This is a genomic window from Streptomyces sp. NPDC054847 (assembly GCF_053610925.1).
Window position 1 is genome coordinate 1 of sequence record NZ_JBSGZJ010000094.1, and the last position, 19,095, is coordinate 19,095.

At 73.8% G+C, this 19,095-nt stretch carries 5 protein-coding genes; 3 read left to right on the forward strand and 2 right to left on the reverse strand.

Going from position 1 to position 19,095, the window contains the following annotated elements; translation table 11 throughout:
• The 3 genes from ACWGH4_RS13110 to ACWGH4_RS13120 form a co-directional block, all read left to right on the forward strand.
• On the forward strand, window positions 1-1,255 hold a 1,255-nt coding region (locus ACWGH4_RS13110), incomplete at its 5' end, for an ABC transporter ATP-binding protein (protein WP_453459443.1).
• A 45-nt stretch (window positions 1,256-1,300) separates the two neighbouring features.
• Window positions 1,301-1,468: a hypothetical protein gene (locus ACWGH4_RS13115; RefSeq protein WP_453459446.1), complete on the forward strand. Its 168-nt coding sequence runs from the start codon at window positions 1,301-1,303 to the stop codon at window positions 1,466-1,468.
• Window positions 1,465-3,276, forward strand: coding sequence for an ABC transporter ATP-binding protein (locus ACWGH4_RS13120; RefSeq protein ID WP_453459449.1), 1,812 nt, complete (start codon window positions 1,465-1,467; stop codon window positions 3,274-3,276). The genes ACWGH4_RS13115 and ACWGH4_RS13120 overlap by 4 nt, the downstream gene beginning before the upstream one ends.
• A gap of 376 nt (window positions 3,277-3,652) precedes the next feature.
• Here the strand turns inward: ACWGH4_RS13120 and ACWGH4_RS13125 are convergent, their stop codons facing one another.
• Together ACWGH4_RS13125 and ACWGH4_RS13130 are read right to left on the reverse strand one after the other, a co-directional pair.
• Window positions 3,653-3,862: an MbtH family protein gene (locus tag ACWGH4_RS13125; RefSeq protein ID WP_189465074.1), complete on the reverse strand. Its 210-nt coding sequence runs from the start codon at window positions 3,860-3,862 to the stop codon at window positions 3,653-3,655.
• Window positions 3,859-19,095, reverse strand: a 15,237-nt coding sequence (locus ACWGH4_RS13130; RefSeq protein WP_453459453.1) for an amino acid adenylation domain-containing protein, incomplete at its 5' end; no start/stop codon positions are given. The genes ACWGH4_RS13125 and ACWGH4_RS13130, both read right to left, overlap by 4 nt.

Here is a 19,095-nt window from a genome sequence, read left to right on the forward strand (position 1 = left end):
GGCCGTCAGCGCGGTGGTGCTGCTGCGGATCTCGGTACCCCTCGGTCTGCTGATCCTGCTCGGCGTCCCGCCCCTGCTGTGGATCGGCCACCGCATCAGCCGGCCGCTCGAACGGCGCAGCGAGGTCGAGCAGGAGCGCGCCGCCCACGCCTCGGGCGTCGCCGCCGACCTGGTGGCGGGCCTGCGGGTGCTCAAGGGCATCGGGGCGGAGCAGGCCGCGGTGTCCCGGTACCGGCGCACCAGCCAGGACTCCTTGGCGGCGGCCCTGCGCGCGGCCCGCAGCCGGGCCTGGCACGACGGCGCGATCCTCGCCCTCACCGGGGTCTTCATCGCCGCCATCGGACTGGTCGGCGCGCACCTGGCGATGCGGGGCGAGATCAGCATCGGCGACCTGGTGGCGGCCGTGGGGCTCGCCCAGTTCCTGCTCGGCCCGTTCCAGCTGCTCACCTACGTCAGCGGCGAGTTCGCGCAGGGACGTGCCTCCGCCGACCGGATCGCGGAGGTGCTGGCGTCGCCGCCCGCGGTGCCCGTGGGGACGGCCGCGCTGCCCGGCCCGGTCACCGGCGCACTGCGGCTGCGCGGCGTCACGTACGGGGCGCTGCGCGGGACCGACCTCGACATCGGCGCGGGAAGCCTCGTCGGCGTCGTCGCGAGGGACCCGGCCGCGGCGAGCGACCTCCTGCTGTGCCTCGGCCGCGAACTCGATCCCGCAGAAGGGACGGTCGAGCTCGACGGAGTGCCCCTGGCGTCGCTCGCGCCGGCCGAAGTGCGCGGCGCGATCCTCGTCGCCCACCACGACGCGGACCTGTTCGAGAGCAGTCTGCTGGACAACGTACTGGCCGGGCGGGACGGCGGCCCCGTGGACGTCGGGCCGGCACTGGCGGCCTCGGCGGCGGACGAAGTGGCACGCGCCCTGCCACAGGGGGTGGACACGATGCTGACCGAGCGCGGCCGGTCGCTGTCCGGCGGGCAGCGTCAACGGGTCGCGCTGGCACGGGCACTGGCCGCCGATCCGCCGGTGCTGGTGATCCACGACCCGACCACGGCGGTCGACACCGTCACCGAGTCGCGGATCGCCGCCCGGCTGAGCGAACTCCGCCGTGGCCGTACGACGATCCTCGTCACGACCAGCCCGGCCCTGCTGGCCGTGACCGACCGTGTGGTGGTGATCGACGAGGGCGCCGTCACGGCGGACAGCCGCCACCCCGATCTCGTCGCCACCGACGAGGCGTACCGCTCGGTGGTGCTGGCGTGACGGCCGTGCAGGGCGGCGCCCCGCACGACGAGGCGGCCCCACACAATGAGCCGGCCGCAGGGTTCGAAGCTGCCGCCGAACGCGCAGCCGGACCCGGTGAAGCTGCGGCCGAACAGAGAACTGCCCCTGGTGAAGCTGCCGCCGAACGCGGACCGGCACCCGGTGAAGCTGCCGCCGGACGCGCAGCCGCAGACGACGGAGGCCCGACGATGAGTGCGACCGGCACACCCGACCGTGAGCTTCTGCCGATCGCCTCCGGCGCCCGGACCCTCGCCGTCGTCGGCACGCTGCTGCGCGGCCACCGGCTGCTGACCGTGTCCGCGGTGACCGTCCTCGTCCTCGGAACCGGCATCGGCATGCTGACCGCTCCCCTGCTGGGCCGCATCGTCGACCTGGTCGTCGCGCAGCGCGGCCCCGGCTCCCTCACGCTGCCGATGGTCCTCCTCGTCACGGTGGCGGCGGTCAGGGGCGTCGCCACCGCGGTCGGCAGCTCACTCGTCGCCCGGCTCGGCGAGACCGTGCTCGCGAGCCTGCGTGAGCGGTTCGTCGAGCGGGCGCTGCGGCTGCCTCTGCAACGGGTGGAGCGGGCCGGTTCCGGCGACCTGACCTCCCGGGTGACCGGCGACGTGACGCTGATAACGAAGGCGGTGCGCCAGGCACTTCCCGAGTTCAGCGGCGCCGTCCTCACCATCGTGCTCACCCTTGTCGGACTCGCCGTGCTGGACTGGCGTTTCCTGCTCGCCGTCCTGCCGGCCGTACCGGTCCACGTCCTCACCGTGCGGTGGTACATCCCCCGCTCGTCGCCGGTGTACGCGGCACACCGGGTGGCGACCGGCGCGCTCCAGCACCAGCTCCTCGACAGCGTCGGCGGTGTGCGGACTGTGCGGGCGTTCCGGCTGAACGGCAGGCACGCTCAGTTGCTGGAGCAGCGGTCGGGGGACGCGGTCGACCTCGCGCTGCGCGGCATCCGGCTCGTGTCCGGCTTCTTCTCGCGGCTGAACCTCGCCGAGTTCGTCGGTCTGGCGTCGGTCCTGGTCACCGGCTTCATGCTGGTCGGCAACGGTTCCGTGAGCATCGGCACGGCGACCGCGGCGGCGCTCTACTTCCACAGCCTCTTCAACCCGGTCAACGCCGCGCTCTTCCTCATCGACGAGGCGCAGTCGGCCGGTGCGAGCCTCGCCCGCCTGGTCGGCGTGTCGAGCCTGCCGGCCGAGCACGACCCGGCCGGGGCCCCCGTACCGGTCGACGGTTCCGTCAAGGTGTACGGGCTCAGCCACGAGTACGTGCCCGGGCATCCGGTGCTGCGTGAGGTCGACATCGAGGTGCGTGACGGCGAGCGGGTGGCGCTGGTCGGTGCCAGCGGGGCCGGGAAGACCACCCTGGCGAAGCTGATCGCCGGTGTCCATCCGCCGTCCGGCGGCTCGTTCAGCCTCGGCGGCGTCGACGCGGGGGAGCTCGGACCGGCCGGCATCCGGCGTGCGGTGACGCTGATCAGCCAGGAGGTCCATGTGTTCGCCGGACCGCTGGCGGAGGACCTGCGGCTGGCACGGCCCTATGCCACCGACGAGGAGCTGCGCGGCGCGCTCGCCCGGGTCGACGCCCTGGGGTGGGTGGAGGCGCTGCCGGACGGGCTCGGCACCGTCGTCGGTGAGGGCGGCCACCGCCTCACGGTGACCCAGGCCCAGCATCTGGCCCTGACCCGCCTGGTCCTCGCCGATCCGCCGATCGCGATCCTCGACGAGGCCACGGCGGACGCGGGCAGCGCCGGCGCCCGCGTCCTGGAAGCGGCCGCGCTCAAGGCACTTGAGGGGCGGACGGCGCTGATGGTGGCCCACCGGCTCCCTCAGGCGGCGACCGCCGACCGCGTCGTTGTCCTGGACGGGGGCCGGGTCGTCGAGACCGGTACGCACGAGGAGTTGGTGGCGGCCGGCGGCCGCTACGGCGACCTGTGGTCGGCGTGGTCCGACAGCCGCCGTCAGCCGGGGGACGGCGGGGCGTCGAAGACGGCCGCCAAGGCCTGACCGGGGCGCGGTCGGGAGGCTCCGCGTCTGGATGCCATCAACTCCCGTACTCCCCGAGGGCCGTGGAAGGCCGGCCGTCAGGACCCTGGCGCGGCAACCACCACAAGCTCGCGCCTCGGTGCGCGCGCCCCCGCCTTCGCCCGCAGCCGGCTCTTCTGCCGGGCAGGAGCCGGCGACGCTTCCGGCCGCGGTGCCGCCGGCTTCCCTGCCCCGACCGGGCGTCGTGGACGACCGTCAGCCGGTCCCGGCGCGCGGCGGGGCGCGATCACCGTCCCGCGTGGATGGCCGCGGACTCCCGTGCCCGACGGGACGTCCGACGGCCGGCGGTCAGGTGGCGGAGACCCCGCCACCCCCGCCGGCCCGTCCCTGAGCGGATTCAGCCCTGCCGCGCGATCAGGCTCGCCGGCCGCAGATCGGTCCAGTTGGCCTCCACGTAAGCGAGGCAGGCGTCCCGCGTGTCCTCGCCGAACACGGTGCGCCACCCGGCGGGCACCTCGGCGAACGAGGGCCACAGCGAATGCTGGTTCTCGTCGTTGACCAGGACCAGGAAGCGGCCCTGCGGGTCCTCGAACGGGTTGGTCGTCATAGCGCGTCACTCCTCATGGGGTTCACGGTGAACAGTTCCGAGAGCGGCTGTTCCGGGTCGGCCGCCACGTTCCGCAGCAGTGTGCGGAGTTCGTCCGCGAGCCGCCGGGCCTTGGCCCGTCCCAGCAGTCCGGTGGCGTGGATCAGCTCGCAGTGCACCGGTCCGTCGCCGCGCGGCTCGTAGAAGCTGAGGGTCAGTTCTGCCCTGGCGGAGCCGGTGGGCACGGCGTGGAAGGAGCCCATGCCGCCCTCCAGCTCACCCAGGTCCGCTTGCTCGTGGTGGATCACCATGACCTGCGGTCCCCGGGCCGGCAGACCGGTCGCCCGCGCCACCTCGTCGAAGGGCACCTCCCCCCGGTCCAGCGCGCCGAGCGTCGTCTCCCGCACCCGGGTAAGCAGCTCGGTGAAGGTCGGGTCCCCCGCGGTGTCGGTGCGCAGCACCACGGTGTTGAAGAAGCAGCCGACCAGGTCGGCCAGCCGGTCGTCGCCGCGGCCGGCGACCATGGTGCCGATCGGCAGATCGGTGCCGGCACCGTGAGCGGTGAGCAGGGCCGAGAGCGCCGAGTGCAGCACCATGAACATGCTGGTGCCGGTGGCCCGGGCAAGCGCGTCCACGCCGGCGTGGAGCTGTTCGTCGAGGACGAAGGCGACGTGGTCGCAGGCGTGGCCGAACCGGTCCGCCGCGTCGGTGCGCGGCCCGTCGGCCGGCAGCTCCAGGGAACGGGGGGCGTCCTTCAGCGTCTGCCGCCAGTAGGTGAGTTGCCGCCCGCCAGGGCTGTCCGGGTCGGTGAGGTCGCCGAGCGTCTCGTGCGCCCAGTGGGTGTAGTCGCCGTACGTCACCGGGAGGGGCGGCCATCCGGGCTCCGCGCCCGAGGTCCGGGCCGCGTACGCGGTGGTGAGGTCGCGGAACAGCGGGACGACCGACCATTCGTCCGCGGCCAGGTAGTGCATGGTCAGCAGCAGCGCCTGTGTCCCGTCCGCTCCCGTGAGCAGCCTGGCCCGCAGCGGCGGCTCCCGCGTCAGGTCCGGTGCTCCCGCGGCGAGCCGGGTGAGCCGGGCGTCGAGTTCTGCGCACTGCTCGGTCTCCAGCCGCGGCGGCGGGCCGGCCTCCTGGAGAACGGCGCCGTCCCGCTCGGTGAAGACGGTGCGCAGCGGTTCGTGCCGTGCCACCACGTCCGCCAGCGCCGCGGACAGCGCCTCGTGGTCCAGCCCGCCGGGCGAGCGCAGCACGAGTGCGTGGTCGAACGCCGCATGCCGCCGGTACGCCGACCACTGCGGGCGCTGTACGTGAGCGACGGGTGCGGGGGCGCCGTCCGCGCGGGGCCCCAGCGGTCGCAGCGGCGGGCGGGCGGCCGACGCGCCCTCGACCTTGTCCGCGAGGCCGGCGACGGTCAGTGCGTCGAACACGTCCCGGATGCTCAGCTCGACCCCGAACTCGGTGCGGATCCGGCCCACGAGCCGCATGGAGGCCATCGAATGGCCGCCCAGTGCGAAGAAGCTGTCGTGGACGCCCACGTCCTCCAGCTTCAGGATCTCGCAGAACAGTTCCGCCAGCCGGACCTGCGCCGGGGTGACCGGCCGGGCGTCACCGGTCATCCCCGACCAGTCGGGTACGGGCAGCGCCTTGCGGTCCAGCTTGCCGTTGGGGGTCAGCGGCAGCGGACCGTCCAGCGGTACGACGAGGGCGGGCACCATGTACTCGGGCAGCAGGGCGGCGACATGGGCGCGCAGCGCCTGCGGGTCGAAAGCTCCCGTGCCGGCCCCGAGGCGGCTCTCGGTCCCTCGTCCGGTGTCGGGGCGTCCGGGTCCGGTGCCGGGGCCGTTCTCCGGGACGACGTAGCCGACCAGACGCACGATGTCGCCCTTGCGGTCGGTCACCACGGCCGCCTGGGCGACCGCCGGATGGCCGGCGAGCGCGGCCTCGATCTCGCCCAGTTCGATGCGGAAGCCGCGGATCTTCACCTGTGTGTCGACCCGGCCGAGGAAGTCGAGATTGCCGTCCCTGCGCCAGCGGGCCCGGTCCCCGGTGCGGTACATCCGGCTGCCGGGCGGGCCGAACGGGTCAGCGACGAACCTCTCGGCCGTCAGCGGGGCCTTGCCGAGGTAGCCGCGGGCCAGACCCCTCCCGGCCACGTACAGTTCTCCGGCCACGCCCGGCGGGACGGGGCACAGACGGGCGTCCAGGACGTAGCAGAGCGTGTTCGGGTCGGGCCTGCCGATCGGTACGCGTCCGGTGGGCCGTCCTCCCTGTGGGCTTCTGCCGGAGGGACCCCCGGCCTGCCGGGCGGACCACAGGGTGGAGTTCACCGTGGCCTCCGTCAGTCCGTAGGCGGCGATCAGGTCGGCGGTGGCGCCGAAGCGCTCGAAGAGGTCCGGTGGCACGGTCTCCGTCCCGACGAGGACCGTGGACCCTTCGGGCAGTTCGCAGCCGGCGGGCAGCGCCGACACCAGGGACGGGGGCAGGATCATGTGGGTGATCCGCTGCTCCGCAAGGAAGTCGGTGAGCGCCGGCCCGGCGACCCGCGCCTCGTCGGGGACGAGCACGAGCCGGCCGCCGTGGCACAGCGCCATCGACAGTTCGAAGACGAAGACGTCGAAGCCGATCGAGGCGAACTGGAGGACACTGCTGTCCCGTTGCAGCCCCATCCGGTCGACCGCGGTCGCGACCAGGCTGGAGATGCCCTCGTGCGGGACGACCACGCCCTTGGGCCGGCCCGTCGAACCGGAGGTGTAGATCACGTAGGCGGCCTGGTCGAGACTCACGGGCAGGCGGTTCACGGCGGAGTGCGGGAGCCGGCCGAGTTCGGCCGTGACGTCCGGCGCGTCGAGGAGCACGACGGGGACACCCGTCACTTCGGGGATCTTCCCGGCCACCGGCTCGGTGCCGACGACGACGGCGGCACCGGAGTCCTCGATCATGTAGGCGAGCCGGTCGGCGGGGTGGACCAGGTCCAGCGGCAGGAAGGCGGCGCCCAGTTTGAGGGCGGCGAGCACGGTGGCGACCATGTCGGCCGAGCGGGGCACGGCGACGCCGACCACGCTCTCGGTGCCCACTCCCCGCGCGGCCAGCAGGTGTGCGATCCGCTCGGAGCGGGCGTCCAGCTGCGCGTAGCTGAGGGATTCGGAGCGTTCCACGACGGCCACCGCGTCGGGCCGGTCGGCGGCCTGCCGGGCGAACAGGGCGGGCAGCGACGCCTCTTCGACCGCACGGCCGGTGGCGTTGAAGCGTTCCAGGACCGTCTCCCGTTCGCCGGCGGTGAGGATCTCCGCCCGGGAGAGCGGCTGTTCCGGTGCGTCGGCCACCGCCGCGACCAGCCTCCGCAGACACTCGGCGAGCTGCTCGGCGCTGTCCGGATCGAACAGCTCGGTGGCGTACTCCAGTCGGCAGCCGAGGGTGCCGTCCGCGCCGTCGGCCGCGGTCTGCTCGGTGAAACTGAAGACCAGGTCGAACTTGGCGGACCTGATCCGGAACGGCACGTCCGCCACCCGCAGGCCGGGCAGCCGGAGCTCGTCGGCGGTCCGGTTGTGGTAGCCGACCATCACCTGGAACAGGGGGTTGCGGGCGGGAGAGCGGGCCGGGTTCAGCCGCTCGACGACGGCCTCGAACGGCACGTCCGCGTGGGAGAACGCGGCCAGGTCGGTGGCGCGGACCCTGGCCAGCAGTTCCGTGAAGCTCGGGTCGCCGCTCACGTCCGTCCGCAGTACCAGTGTGTTGACGAAGAAGCCGACCAGGTCGTCGAGTCCTTCGTCGCCGCGCCCCGCGATGGGCGAGCCGAGGGGGATGTCCGTACCGGCGCCCATGCGGTGCAGCAGGGCGGCGACGGCGGCGTGCACCACCATGAACATGCTGGTGCCGCTCTCCCTGGCCAGCCGCTTCAGCCGCCGGTGGACCTCCGCGTCGAACGCGATGTCCAGTTCCGCGCCGGTGAAGGCGGGCCGGGCGGGCCGGGGACGGTCGGCCGGCAGCTCGATCTCCTCCGGGGCGCCCTCCAGCGCCGTACGCCAGAACTCCAGTTGCCGTGCGGTCAGGCTCCGGGCGTCGGCCGGGTCGCCGAGCAGGCGCTGCTGCCACAGCGCGTAGTCGGCGTACTGCACCGGCAGCGGCTCCCACTCGGGCGCGGTGCCGCGTGCGCGGGCGGCGTAGGCGGTGGCCAGGTCGCGCAGGAAGGGCCGGTCGGACCACTCGTCGGTGGTGATGTGGTGCAGCAGCAGGACGACGACGTGGTCCTCCGGGGCCACTTCCACGACCGTCGCGCGCAGCGGCAGTTCGGCGGCGAGGTCGAACGGGCGGTTGACGGCGGCGTCGACGATGCCGGGAACCTCCGCCTCGTCGGCGCGGAGGCACTCCACCACCGGCTGCGCCCGCTCGACGGGCAGCACCCGCTGGAAGACCTGGCCGTCACGCTCGGAGAAGACGGTCCGCAGTGCTTCGTGGCGTGCGGCCACGTCGGCGAGCGCGGCCCGCCACGCGGGCACGTCGAGCGTGCCGCGCATCCGCATCACCAGCGGGAAGTTGTAGGCGGCGGAGGTGCACTCGATCTGCTGGACGACCCACAGCCGCTGCTGGGCGTGGGACAGCGGCAGTTCCGCGGGCCGCTCGCCTGCGGTGAGGGCCGGGCGGTCGGTGGCGGCCGGGCGGGCGGCCCGCTCGACGAGCTCGGCGACGGTCGGCGCCTCGAAGAGGTCGCGGATCGCCAGCTCGGCGGAGAGCGCGGTGCGCGCACGGCTGATCAGCCTGGTGGCCAACAGCGAATGACCGCCCAGGTCGAAGAAGTTGCTGTCGGTCCCGACGCTGTCCTCGGCGAGGCCGAGCACTTCGGCGAAGAGCGCGCAGAGTGTCCGCTCCTGCGGCGACCGGGGCGGGCGGACGGAGCGCTGTGGGGTGACGTCGGGGGCCGGCAGGGCCTTGACGTCGAGTTTTCCGTTGACGGTCAGCGGCAGCGTGTCCACCGCCACCAGCGCCGCCGGGACCATGTAGTCGGGCAGGGCAGCGCGCAGGTGGTCGCGCAGGCTCCGCACCAACGCCGTCCCGTCCTCGACGTCGTCCTCGGGCACGACGTAACCGGCCAGGCGCTTCGCGCCCGCGCTGTCGGCCACGGCGACGACGGCGGCGTGGGCGACGTGGGGGTGGGCGGCCAGGGCCGCGGAGATCTCGCCGAGTTCGATCCGGTGGCCACGGATCTTGACCTGGTCGTCGGTACGGCCGAGGAAGTCGAGGAGCCCGTCCGGCCGTTGCCTGACGAGGTCGCCGGTGCGGTACATCCTCTCCCCCGGGTCGCCGAACGGATCGGCGACGAACCGCTCCGCCGTCAGGCCGGGCCGGTCGTGGTAGCCCCGGGCGAGGCCGGTGCCCGCGATGTACAGCTCCCCGGGGCAGCCGGGCGGCACGGGGCGCAGCATCGCGTCGAGCACGTGTGCCCGGGTGTTGCGGATGGGGACGCCGACCGTCGGGGTCGGGCTGTCGGCGGTGGATCCGCCGAGTGTGTTGATCGTGTACTCGGTGGGCCCGTAGAGGTTGTAGCCATAGGTGTCCTCGGTGCGGCGCAGCCGGGTCCACACGGTGTCGGACACGGCCTCTCCGCCGAGCAGGACGAGTGCGGGCCGGTGCCTGCCGCCGTGTTCGCGGGACGTCGCGGCCGGGGGGCCGCCGGCGGCTTCGTCCGTCGTGTCCCGGGCGGTCTCGTCCCGGTCGAGAAGGCCCTCCTCGATCAGCAGTTGCGCGTACGTGGGAGTCACGTTCACCACGTCGATCCGGTGCCGGTCGCAGTAGGCCACCAGGGCTTCCGCGTCGCGGCGCAGGTCCTCGTCGCAGACATGGACCTCGTGCCCCTCGACGAGCCAGAGCAGTTCCTCCCAGGACATGTCGAAGGCGAAGGAGACGGTGTGCGCGATGCGCAGGCGTCGTCCGCCGGCAGAGGCGATCGCCGGGTCGAAGATCTCCTTCTGATGGTTGAGCTGCATGTTCGTCAGCCCTCGGTACGGCGTGACGACGCCCTTGGGCCGGCCCGTCGAACCGGAGGTGTAGATGACGTACGCGGGGTGTTCCAGCCGGCCGGGCACACCGTGCGCGAACGCGGGACGTTCGGCGTCGGTGACCGAGCCCTCCGGGAGGTCCGCGAGCTCGGCGGCGACGGCCGGGTCGTCCAGCAGGAGTTCCGGGGCGACCGGGCCGGCGGGCCCCCGAAGGGTGGGCGCGACCGCCGTCGTGGACAGCAGGCACAGTGGCCCGGTGTCCTCGACCATGAGGCGCAGCCGGTCGGCCGGGTGATCGAGGTCGAGGGGCAGATAGGCGGCGCCGGTGCGGAGCACCGCGAACAGCGCCACGACCATCTCGATCGAACGGGGCAGTGCGAGCGCGACGACCTTCTCCGGTCGCGCGCCACGGGCGATCAGCAGCCGGGCGACCCGGTTGATCTGCGCGTCGAGCTCCAGGTAGGTGAGCGCGCGCTCGCCGAAGACCAGCGCCACCGCGTCGGGGGTGCGGGCGACCTGCGCCGCGAGCATGTCGGCGACGGTCTCGTCCGGCACCGGCCCGAAGCCGGCCTCCCACTCGGTGAGCAGGGCGGCCCGCTCGGCGGGCAGGAGCAGGTCGAGGGTGCCGACGCGCGCCGACATGTCGCCGACGAGCCGCTCCACCAGGGTGCCGAAGCGTTCCAGCGCGGTCGCGGCCTGCTCGTCGTCGACCAGGTCGGGGCGGTACTCCAGCTTCACGCGAACGGTCCGGGCCGGGTCGACGACGAGGGTCATGGGGTAGTGCGTGGCGTCCACGCTTTCCACGGCGGTGATGCCGTGCCGTTCCCTGAGCTTCCGGAACGCGTTCTCGTCGGCGAAGTTCTGCAGCACGTACAGGGTGTCGAAGAGGACGCCGCGGCCGCCTTCCCGCTGGAGCTCGGCCAGCCCCAGGTACTCGTGGTCCATCACCGCGGCACGCTCCGACTGCACACGGCGCAGCAGGCCGGCCACCGGCTCGTCGGGCTCGAGCCTGACCCGCACGGGCACGGTGTTGAGGAACATGCCGATCGTCGACTCCGCACCGGGCACGTCCGCGGGCCGTCCGGCGACGGTGGTGCCGAAGACCACGTCGTGACGGCCCACGGTCGCGGACAGCACGAGCGCCCATGCGGTGGACAGCACCGCGTTGATCGTCAGCCCGTGTTCACGGGCGGCCGTCCGCAGACGGTCGCCGAGCTCGGGCGGCAGATCGAGGGTGCGCCGTCGTGGGATCACCGGCCGGTCTCCGCGGTCCCGCGCGACGAGGGTCGGTTCCTCGAGTCCGGCCAGGGCGCGGCGCCAGGTGTCGCGGGCCGCGTCGACGTCCCGCTCGGCGAGCCGGGCCAGGTGGTCGCGGTAGCTACCGGGCGCCGGCAGGGCGGCGTCGTCGCCGCCCGTCTCGTAGAGGGAGAGGAGTTCGTCGAGGAAGAGCGACTGCGACCAGCCGTCCCAGGCCACCAGGTGGTGGCTGAGCATCAGGCGGTCGGTGGTGCCGGTCAGCCGGATCAGTTCGAGCCGGAACAGCGGTGGCGCCGCGAGGTCGAACCGCCGCAGCCGGCCGGCGTCGGCGATCTCGGTGAGCCTCTTCTGCCGCTCGGGCTCGTCCAGATGGGTGAGGTCCACCTCCGTGACCGGCACCGGCAGCTCGGCCGCGGGGCAGACAAACTGCACCGGCCCGGGCAGCCCGTCGCTGGTGATGCCCGCGCACAGGCTCGGATGCCTGCGCAGCAGCGTCGCGCACGCCGCGCGCAGCCGGTCGATGTCGAGGCGGTGGTCGAAGTCGAAGGTGTCCTGCGCGGTGTAGACGTCCACCGCGGAGGAGTCGTAGCTGGCGTGGAAGTAGATGCCTTCCTGAAGCGGTGACAGCGGCCAGATGTCGGCGACGGGGAACGGGCTGACGCTCTCGATCCGTTCGGTCTCCTGCCGGGTCAGCCGGACCAGCGGCGCGTCGGCGGTCACCAGGGAGGGGCCGGTGTTCTTCGAGGTGCCGGCGATGAGTTCGCGCAGCGCCTCCGCCCACGCGGCGCCCAGTGCCCGCACGTCCTCCTCGGTGAGCGCGTCGCCCTCGGGCCAGGTCCAGGTGGCGCGCAGCTCGGGGCCGTGGGGCGTGTCCGCGCAGACGGCGTTGACCTGGAGCGGGTAGGGCATGGCGAGGCCCGGGTCCGGTTCCACGGACAGTGCGTCGCTCTCGACGGCGGGTGCCCAGTCGCGGGTCTGCTCCGCGGGCATCCGGCCGAAGTAGTTGAACAGCACCTGCGCCTGGGACAGTCGGGCGAAGGCGGGCGCGAGCTGCGGGTTGAGGTGGCGCAGCATGCCGTATCCCGCGCCGGAGTCCGGTGCCGACCGCACGGACTCCTTGACCTGCTCCAGGGTGCCGAGTGCGTCGCCGGCGGCGGCCAGGCGTACGGGGTGCAGGGCGGTGAACCAGCCGACGGTGCGCGACAGGTCCAGATCGGAAACGTCGCGTCCGTGCCGTTCGAGATCCACCAGCAGGTCGCCGTCCCCGTCACCGCGCCGGCGGGACACGGCGATGCGCAGGGCGGCGAGCAGCACCTCGGTGACGTCCGCCCCGGCAGCGGCGGGCACCGCCGTGAGCAGCGCACGCGTCTCCTCGGTGGGCAGGGACTCGACGTGCTCGCGCGCGGTCCCGGCGGTACCGGTGCGGCCGGCGCCGGGGACCAGTTCGGCGCCGGGTGCCAGGGCCTCGGCCCAGTAGGGGAGTTCGGCCTGCCGTCGGGGGGAGGTGGCTTGCTCGGCGATGTCCCGGGCGAAACGGCGCAGCGAGGTGGGGACCGGTTCCAGAACGGGCCGCTCCCCGTTCGAGACGGCCGCCCACGCGGCGGCGAGGTCGTCCATGAGCACCCGCCACGACACTCCGTCGACGGCCAGGTGGTGGACGACGAGCAGCAGCCGGCCCGGCCGGGCGCCGCCCGTGTCGAACCAGACGGCCTGGAGCATGACCCCGGCGTCGGGGTCGAGACGGGACGCCGCGCTGTCGGACTCGGCGGCGATCACCGCGCGGAGTCCTGCGTCGTCCAGGTCCCGTACGTCGACACTTCTCAGCAGCGCGGCTGCGTCGACCGCGCCCGCGTCGAGTGTCCGCGCCGACCACAGCGCGGGGATCGCCGGGCCGAGGTCCATGCGGGAGAGCGTGAGCCGCAGTGCGTCGTGGTGGTCGAGGACGGCCTGCAGAACCTCTGTCAGGGTGCCCGTGTCGGCGTCGGCGGGTGCCTGGAGCAGCATCGAGAGGTTGAAGCGGCCGATCGGCCCGCCGTCCTCGCGGAGCTGGTGGACGATCGGCAGCAGCGGGACGTCGCCGATGCCGTCGGCGGCGGTCACCGGGGAGGCAGCAGTGGTCGGGGAGGCGGCGGTGCTCGGGTCGGGGGCCGCCTCCTCGGGGGCGCCGGCGAGCCGCGCAGCCAGCGCGGCCGGCGTGCGGTGCTCGAAGACGTCCTTGGGGCTGACCGCCAGTCCGGCCCTGCGGGCACGGCCGGACACCGACATGGACAGGATGCTGTCCCCGCCGAGCATGAAGAAGTCCTCGTCCGCGTGGACCTCGTCGAGGCCCAGCACGTCGGCGAAGATCCCACAGAGCTGCCGTTCGCGTCCCTCCCGGACAGTCGGTCCCTTGTGCCGCCCAATCCCTGGGGCCGGCAGGGCCGCGTGGTCGACCTTTCCGCCCGGGGTCAGTGGCAGTGCGTCGAGTTCCACGAAACGACTCGGCACCATGGGCGCCGGGAGGGAAGCGCCGAGCGAGCCGCGTACGGCCTCGATGTCGAGGGTCGCCCCGGCCGCGGGGGTCACGTAGGCCACCAGGTGCTTCACGCCCCGGTCGTCGTCCCTGGCCACGACGACCACGTCGCCGACCGCCGGCACCTCACGCAACCGTGCTTCGATCTCGCCGAGTTCCACCCGGTTTCCCCTGATCTTGACCTGGTGGTCGGTGCGCCCCAGATAGGTGAGCACGCCGTCTCCACGGAACTGGACCATGTCTCCCGTGCGGTACATCCGTCCGCCCTGCCCGCCGTCGGACAGGGTCCCGGCGGGGTCGCGGAACGGGTCCGCGACGAATCGCTCCGCGGTCAGCGCGGCGCGTCCGTGGTAGCCGCGGGCCAGTTGCGCGCCCGCGATGTAGAGCTCCCCGGGCTCGCCCTCGGCAACGGGGCGCAGATACCGGTCGAGGACGTAGAGCCTGGTGTTCCACACCGGCCGTCCGACGGGCACGGTGGCCTCTCCGTCCGGCTCGGCGCCCGCCTCCCAGCTGGTGACCTGGATGACGGCCTCGGTCGGCCCGTAGACGTTGAAGAGGGGCACACCGGTGCGCTCCAGCCAGCGCCTGGCGAGCGGAGCCGGCAGCGCCTCGCCGCCGCTGAACGCCCTGCGCAGGCCGGTCCACCACGGACCGTGCGGGGCGTCCTCCGCCAGCAGCGCCGAGTACAGCGACGGCACGAGGTCGAGGTTGGTGACCTGCTCGCGGCGGACGAGCTCCGTGAGATACGCCGGGTCGCGATGTCCGTCGGCCCTGGCGATCACGACCGTCCCGCCGGTCAGCAGCGGGGCGAAGATCTCCTGTACCGAAGGGTCGAAGCCGGTCGAGTACTGGTGCAGTACGCGCTCCCCCGGCCCGAACCCGAACCGCTCGGCCGTCCAGGACAGTTGGGCGACGACGGCTCCGTGGGTCACCACCACGCCCTTGGGCCGGCCCGTCGACCCCGAGGTGTACATCAGGTACGCGGCACTGTCGGGATGGACATCGGCCGGGAGGGCGTGCTCGCCGTCGTGGCCGGCCGCGCCGCGGCCGAGGAAGACGGGGGCTATGCCGTCCTGCTCGGGCAGCCGTGCCCACGATTCCTCGGTGACGACGACCGCTCGGGCCCGCGAGTCGGCGAGCATGTATCGGATGCGGTCGGCCGGGTGGTCCACGTCGACCGGCAGGTAGGCGGCACCCGCCTGGAGGACGCCGAGGAGGGCGACCAGCGCCCCGGCCGAGCGGGGCACGGCCACGGCAACGACTGTCTCGGACCCCACGCCGCGCGCGACGAGCCTGCCCGCCAACTCACGGGCCTGAGCATCCAGTTCCGCGTATGTCGTCCGCCCGCCGTCGTGGACCAGGGCGGTGGCGTCCGGGGTACGGCGCACCTGTTCGGCGAACGCCCCGTGCAGCGTGTCCGCGGGTGTCGCGCGGTCCTCCCCGGCGAGGAGGTCGAGCGTCTCGCGGCGCTCGTCGGCCGTCTGCGCGGGAAGCCGGCCGGCCGGCAGTCCGGGGTCGGCGACGACCTGGTCGAGCAGCGCCCGCAGACGGGCGGCGAACCGTCCTGCGGCCGTGGCGTCGAGCCGGGCGGGGTCGTGTTCGAGGCGCAGTCGGAGCCGCTCGCCGGGATGCACGGTGAGCGCCAGCGGGTAGTGCACCGAGTCGCGTATGTGCGAGCCGACGAGGCGGACGAGCCCCGACGGGTCGGCCGGCTCGCCGGCGTCCGGAAGGTTCTCCACGGCGACGAGCGCGTCGAAGAGTTCGCCCAGGCCGACGGCCCGCTGGATCTCGGCGAGTCCGAGGTGCTGATGGTCCAGCAGTTCCGCCTGTTCGTCCTGGAATCGCGTGAGTACCTGCGCGAGCGGCTGCTCGGGGCGCCATCGGAGGCGGGCCGGCACGGTGTTGATCAGCAGGCCGACCAGGGACTCGATCCCCTCGACAGGAGCCTGCCTGCCCGAGACGGTCGCGCCGAGGACGAGGTCGTGGGCGCCGACGGCATCGCCGAGCACCAGGCCGAACCCGGCCTGTACGACACTGCCGAGGGTCAGCCCGAGCTGCCGGGCGCGGGCGGTGAGTGCCGCCGTGTCCTGCGGGGACAGCTCGAGGGTGATGCTGCCGGTCCGGCCCGTTCCGGCGGTTTCACCCGCGCGGACGGGCAGCCGGGCGGGTGCGTCGAGTCCCGCCATCGCCTCGCGCCAGGCGCTGCGGGCCTGTTCACGGTCGCGTCCGGTGAGCCACCCGGCGTACGCGCGGTAGGTTCCGCTCGGCTCGCAGGCCGGTGCCGTGTCGGCGCCGGGACGGTAGCCGTCCAGCAGTTCCCGTGTGAGGAGCGGGAGCGACCAGCCGTCCACGATGATGTGGTGCATCGTCAGGACCAGCAGTGAGCGCCGCTGGCCGAGGCGGACCAGCGCCGCCCGCAGCAGCGGTGGGGCGCCGAGGTCGAATCGCTCTGCCCGCTCCGCCGCCGTGATGTCGTCGACGGCTGTGGGCTGCCGCTCCGCGTCGAGTTCCGACAGGTCGGCGAAGCGCCACGGCAGGGCGACGCGTTCGCCGATCAGCTGCACGATCCGTCCGTCCCGGCACTGGCGGAAGGCCGCGCGCAGCAGCGGATGACGGTCGAGCAGCCGCTGCGCGGCCGACCGCAGGGTGTCCGCGTCGACGTCACCGGCGAGTTCGAGGGTGTCCTGGACGGAGTAGCCGTCGGCCCCGCTCTCGTCCACGGCGGCGTGGAAGAAGAAGCCCTCCTGGAGCGGCGTGGCGGGTACGACGTCGACCAGGTCCGGGACGGCGGCCTCGAACTCGGCCCGCTCCTCCTCGGTCAGTCGCACCAGCGAGAACGGCGCGGGCACCGCGCCCGTCACGCCCCGACTCCCGTTGTCGTCCGCGGTGAGCGCCGCGGCGCGTGCGAGCGCCGCCACCGTGCGGTGGCGGAACACGTCCCTGGGGCTGATCGCGAATCCCGCCGCGCGGGCCCGGCCGACGAGCTGGATGGCGACGATACTGTCGCCGCCGAGTTCGAAGAAGCTGTCGTGGACGCCGACCGACGGCAGGCGCAGGACCTCGGCGAACAGACCGGCGAGGGCCGTCTCCGCCGGTGTGGTGGGCGCGGCGTCGCCGGTCATCGCGGTCCACCGCGGCTCCGGCAGCGCGCGGGTGTCGAGCTTCCCGTTGGGCGTCAGGGGCAGCGGGCCGTCGAGGACGACGACGGCCGAGGGCACCATGTACTCCGGCAGCACCTGGGACACCTGCGCCCGCGCCGCCCCCACGTTCGCCTCGGTGTCCGCACCGCCGTCGCCGGCCAGATAGGCGACGAGGCGTTTCACTCCCCGGTGGTCGTCCCGTACGAGGACCGCTGCCTGGGCGATCCCGGGGCAGGCCATGAACGCGCTCTCGATCTCCCCCGGCTCGATGCGGTGGCCGCGGATCTTGAGCTGGCCGTCCGCGCGGCCGAGGAAGTCGAGGTTGCCGTCGGCCCGCCACCGGACGCGGTCGCCGGTGCGGTACATGCGCTCGCCGGGCGCACCGTACGGGTCGGCGACGAACCGCTCCGCGGTCAGCGCCGGCCTGCCGAGGTAGCCGCGGGCCAGGCCGCGCCCGCCTACGTACAGCTCGCCCTCGACGCCCACGGGGACGGGCCGTAGTGCCGCATCGAGCACGTAGGCACGGGTGTTGGGGTCGGGGCGGCCGATGGGTGCGGGCCCTGGGAGGCCCGGTTCCGCGGTCCACAGCGTGGAGTTGACGGTGGCCTCGGTCAGGCCGTAGGCGACGACGACGCGCAGGCGGCCGGACCAGCGGGCGATCAGCTCGCCGGGCACCGCCTCCGTGCCGACCACGAGCACCGCCCCTTCGGGCAGTTCGCAGTCCTGCGGCAGCGCGGAGACGAGCGACGGCGGGAGGATCATATGGGTGGCGCGGTGCTCGCGGATGTAGTCCGTCAGGGCGGGGCCGGCGACCCTGCGTTCGGTGGGGACGACGATGATCCGCCCGCCGACGCACAGCGACATGATCAGGTCCCAGACCGTCACGTCGAAGCCGACGGACGCGAACTGCACGACGCGGCTGTCCGGGCCGACGCCGATCCTGTCCGTCGCGGTGGCGATCAGGCTGCCCACGCCGTCGTGCGGGACGACCACGCCCTTGGGGCGGCCGGTCGATCCCGACGTGTAGATGACGTACGCGGCCCGGTCCAGCGCGATCGGCAGGCCCAGGGCGGAATCGTCAAGGGCGGCGCGCGCGGCGACCACGGACGGGTCGTCGAGCAGTACCCGGGCGACGGCCGGCGCGGCCGGCAGGTCACCGGCCGACGCCCGCGTGGTGACGAGTGTCCGCGCGCCGGCGTCGGACAGCATGTAGGCGATCCGGTCCTGCGGGTGGTCGGCGTCCAGCGGCAGGTACGCCGCCCCGGCCTTCATCACCGCGAGCAGGGAGACGACCAGTTCGGGTGAGCGCGGGACGGCCACGGCGACGATGTCCTCAGGGCCCACGCCGCGTGCGACGAGCAGTCGGGCCAGCCGGTTGGCGGCGGCGTCGAGTTCCGCGTAGGTCAGCCGCCGGTCCTCGCAGACGAGCGCGACGGCGTCCGGGGAGCGGCGGACCTGCTGCTCGAAGGCGGCGGGCCATGTCAGTTCGGGGGCCTCGCGCGGGGCGACGGCGAACTCGGCGAGCAGCCGGGCCCGTTCTTCCCCGGAGGTCAGCTCGATGCGGCCGACGGGGCGGTCCATGTCCTCGGCCATGGCGTCGAGGACCATGCGGAAGCGCCGCTCGTGGTCGCTCAGGGTCTGCTCGTCGCACACGGCCGCGTCGGCGTCGAGGTGGACGCGCAGGCCGGCGCCGTGCCCCGGCAGGCTGACGGTGACGGCCAGGTCGCTGACCGGGCCGAGCCACTCGGGGCGGAGGTCGGCGTCCAGGTCCCCGAAGCGCAGTCCCCGCACGTCCGGCAGGATGTTGACCGTGGGGCCGACGAGTTCCGCCACTCCTTCGACCAGGCCCAGGTCCCGGGCCAGGTCCTCCGCACGGTAGCGCCCGTGCTCGACCGTCTCCGCGATCCGGCGCCCGACGGTGCCGGCGAGCTCGGCCGCCGTCATGCCGCCGTGGACGGCGACGCGCAGCGGGAGGACGTTCGACACCATGCCGGGGACCTGGTCGGAGGCGGCCCCCTGCCGGGTGGTGACCGGCAGGCCGAGTACGAGGTCCTGTTCGCCGCCGGCCCGGTGCAGGTAGGCGGCCACGGCTGCCACCAGCAGGCGTGACAGGCGGACCCCCGCGGCCGCCGCGGCGGCACGCAGCCTGTCGGCCGTGGCCGCCGGCAGTTCGACGGTGCGGCGGACCCGCCGTGTCATCGGCGCCGGCGCGCGCTCCACGAGGCGCACGGGCTCGGGCCGGCCGGCCAGCCGCTCCAGCCAGTAGGCGCGGTCGGCGCGGTACCGCTCCGATCCGCGGTAGTCCCGTTCGCCTTCCAGCAGGCGGGCCAGTTCCCTGCCGGTGCCACCGGC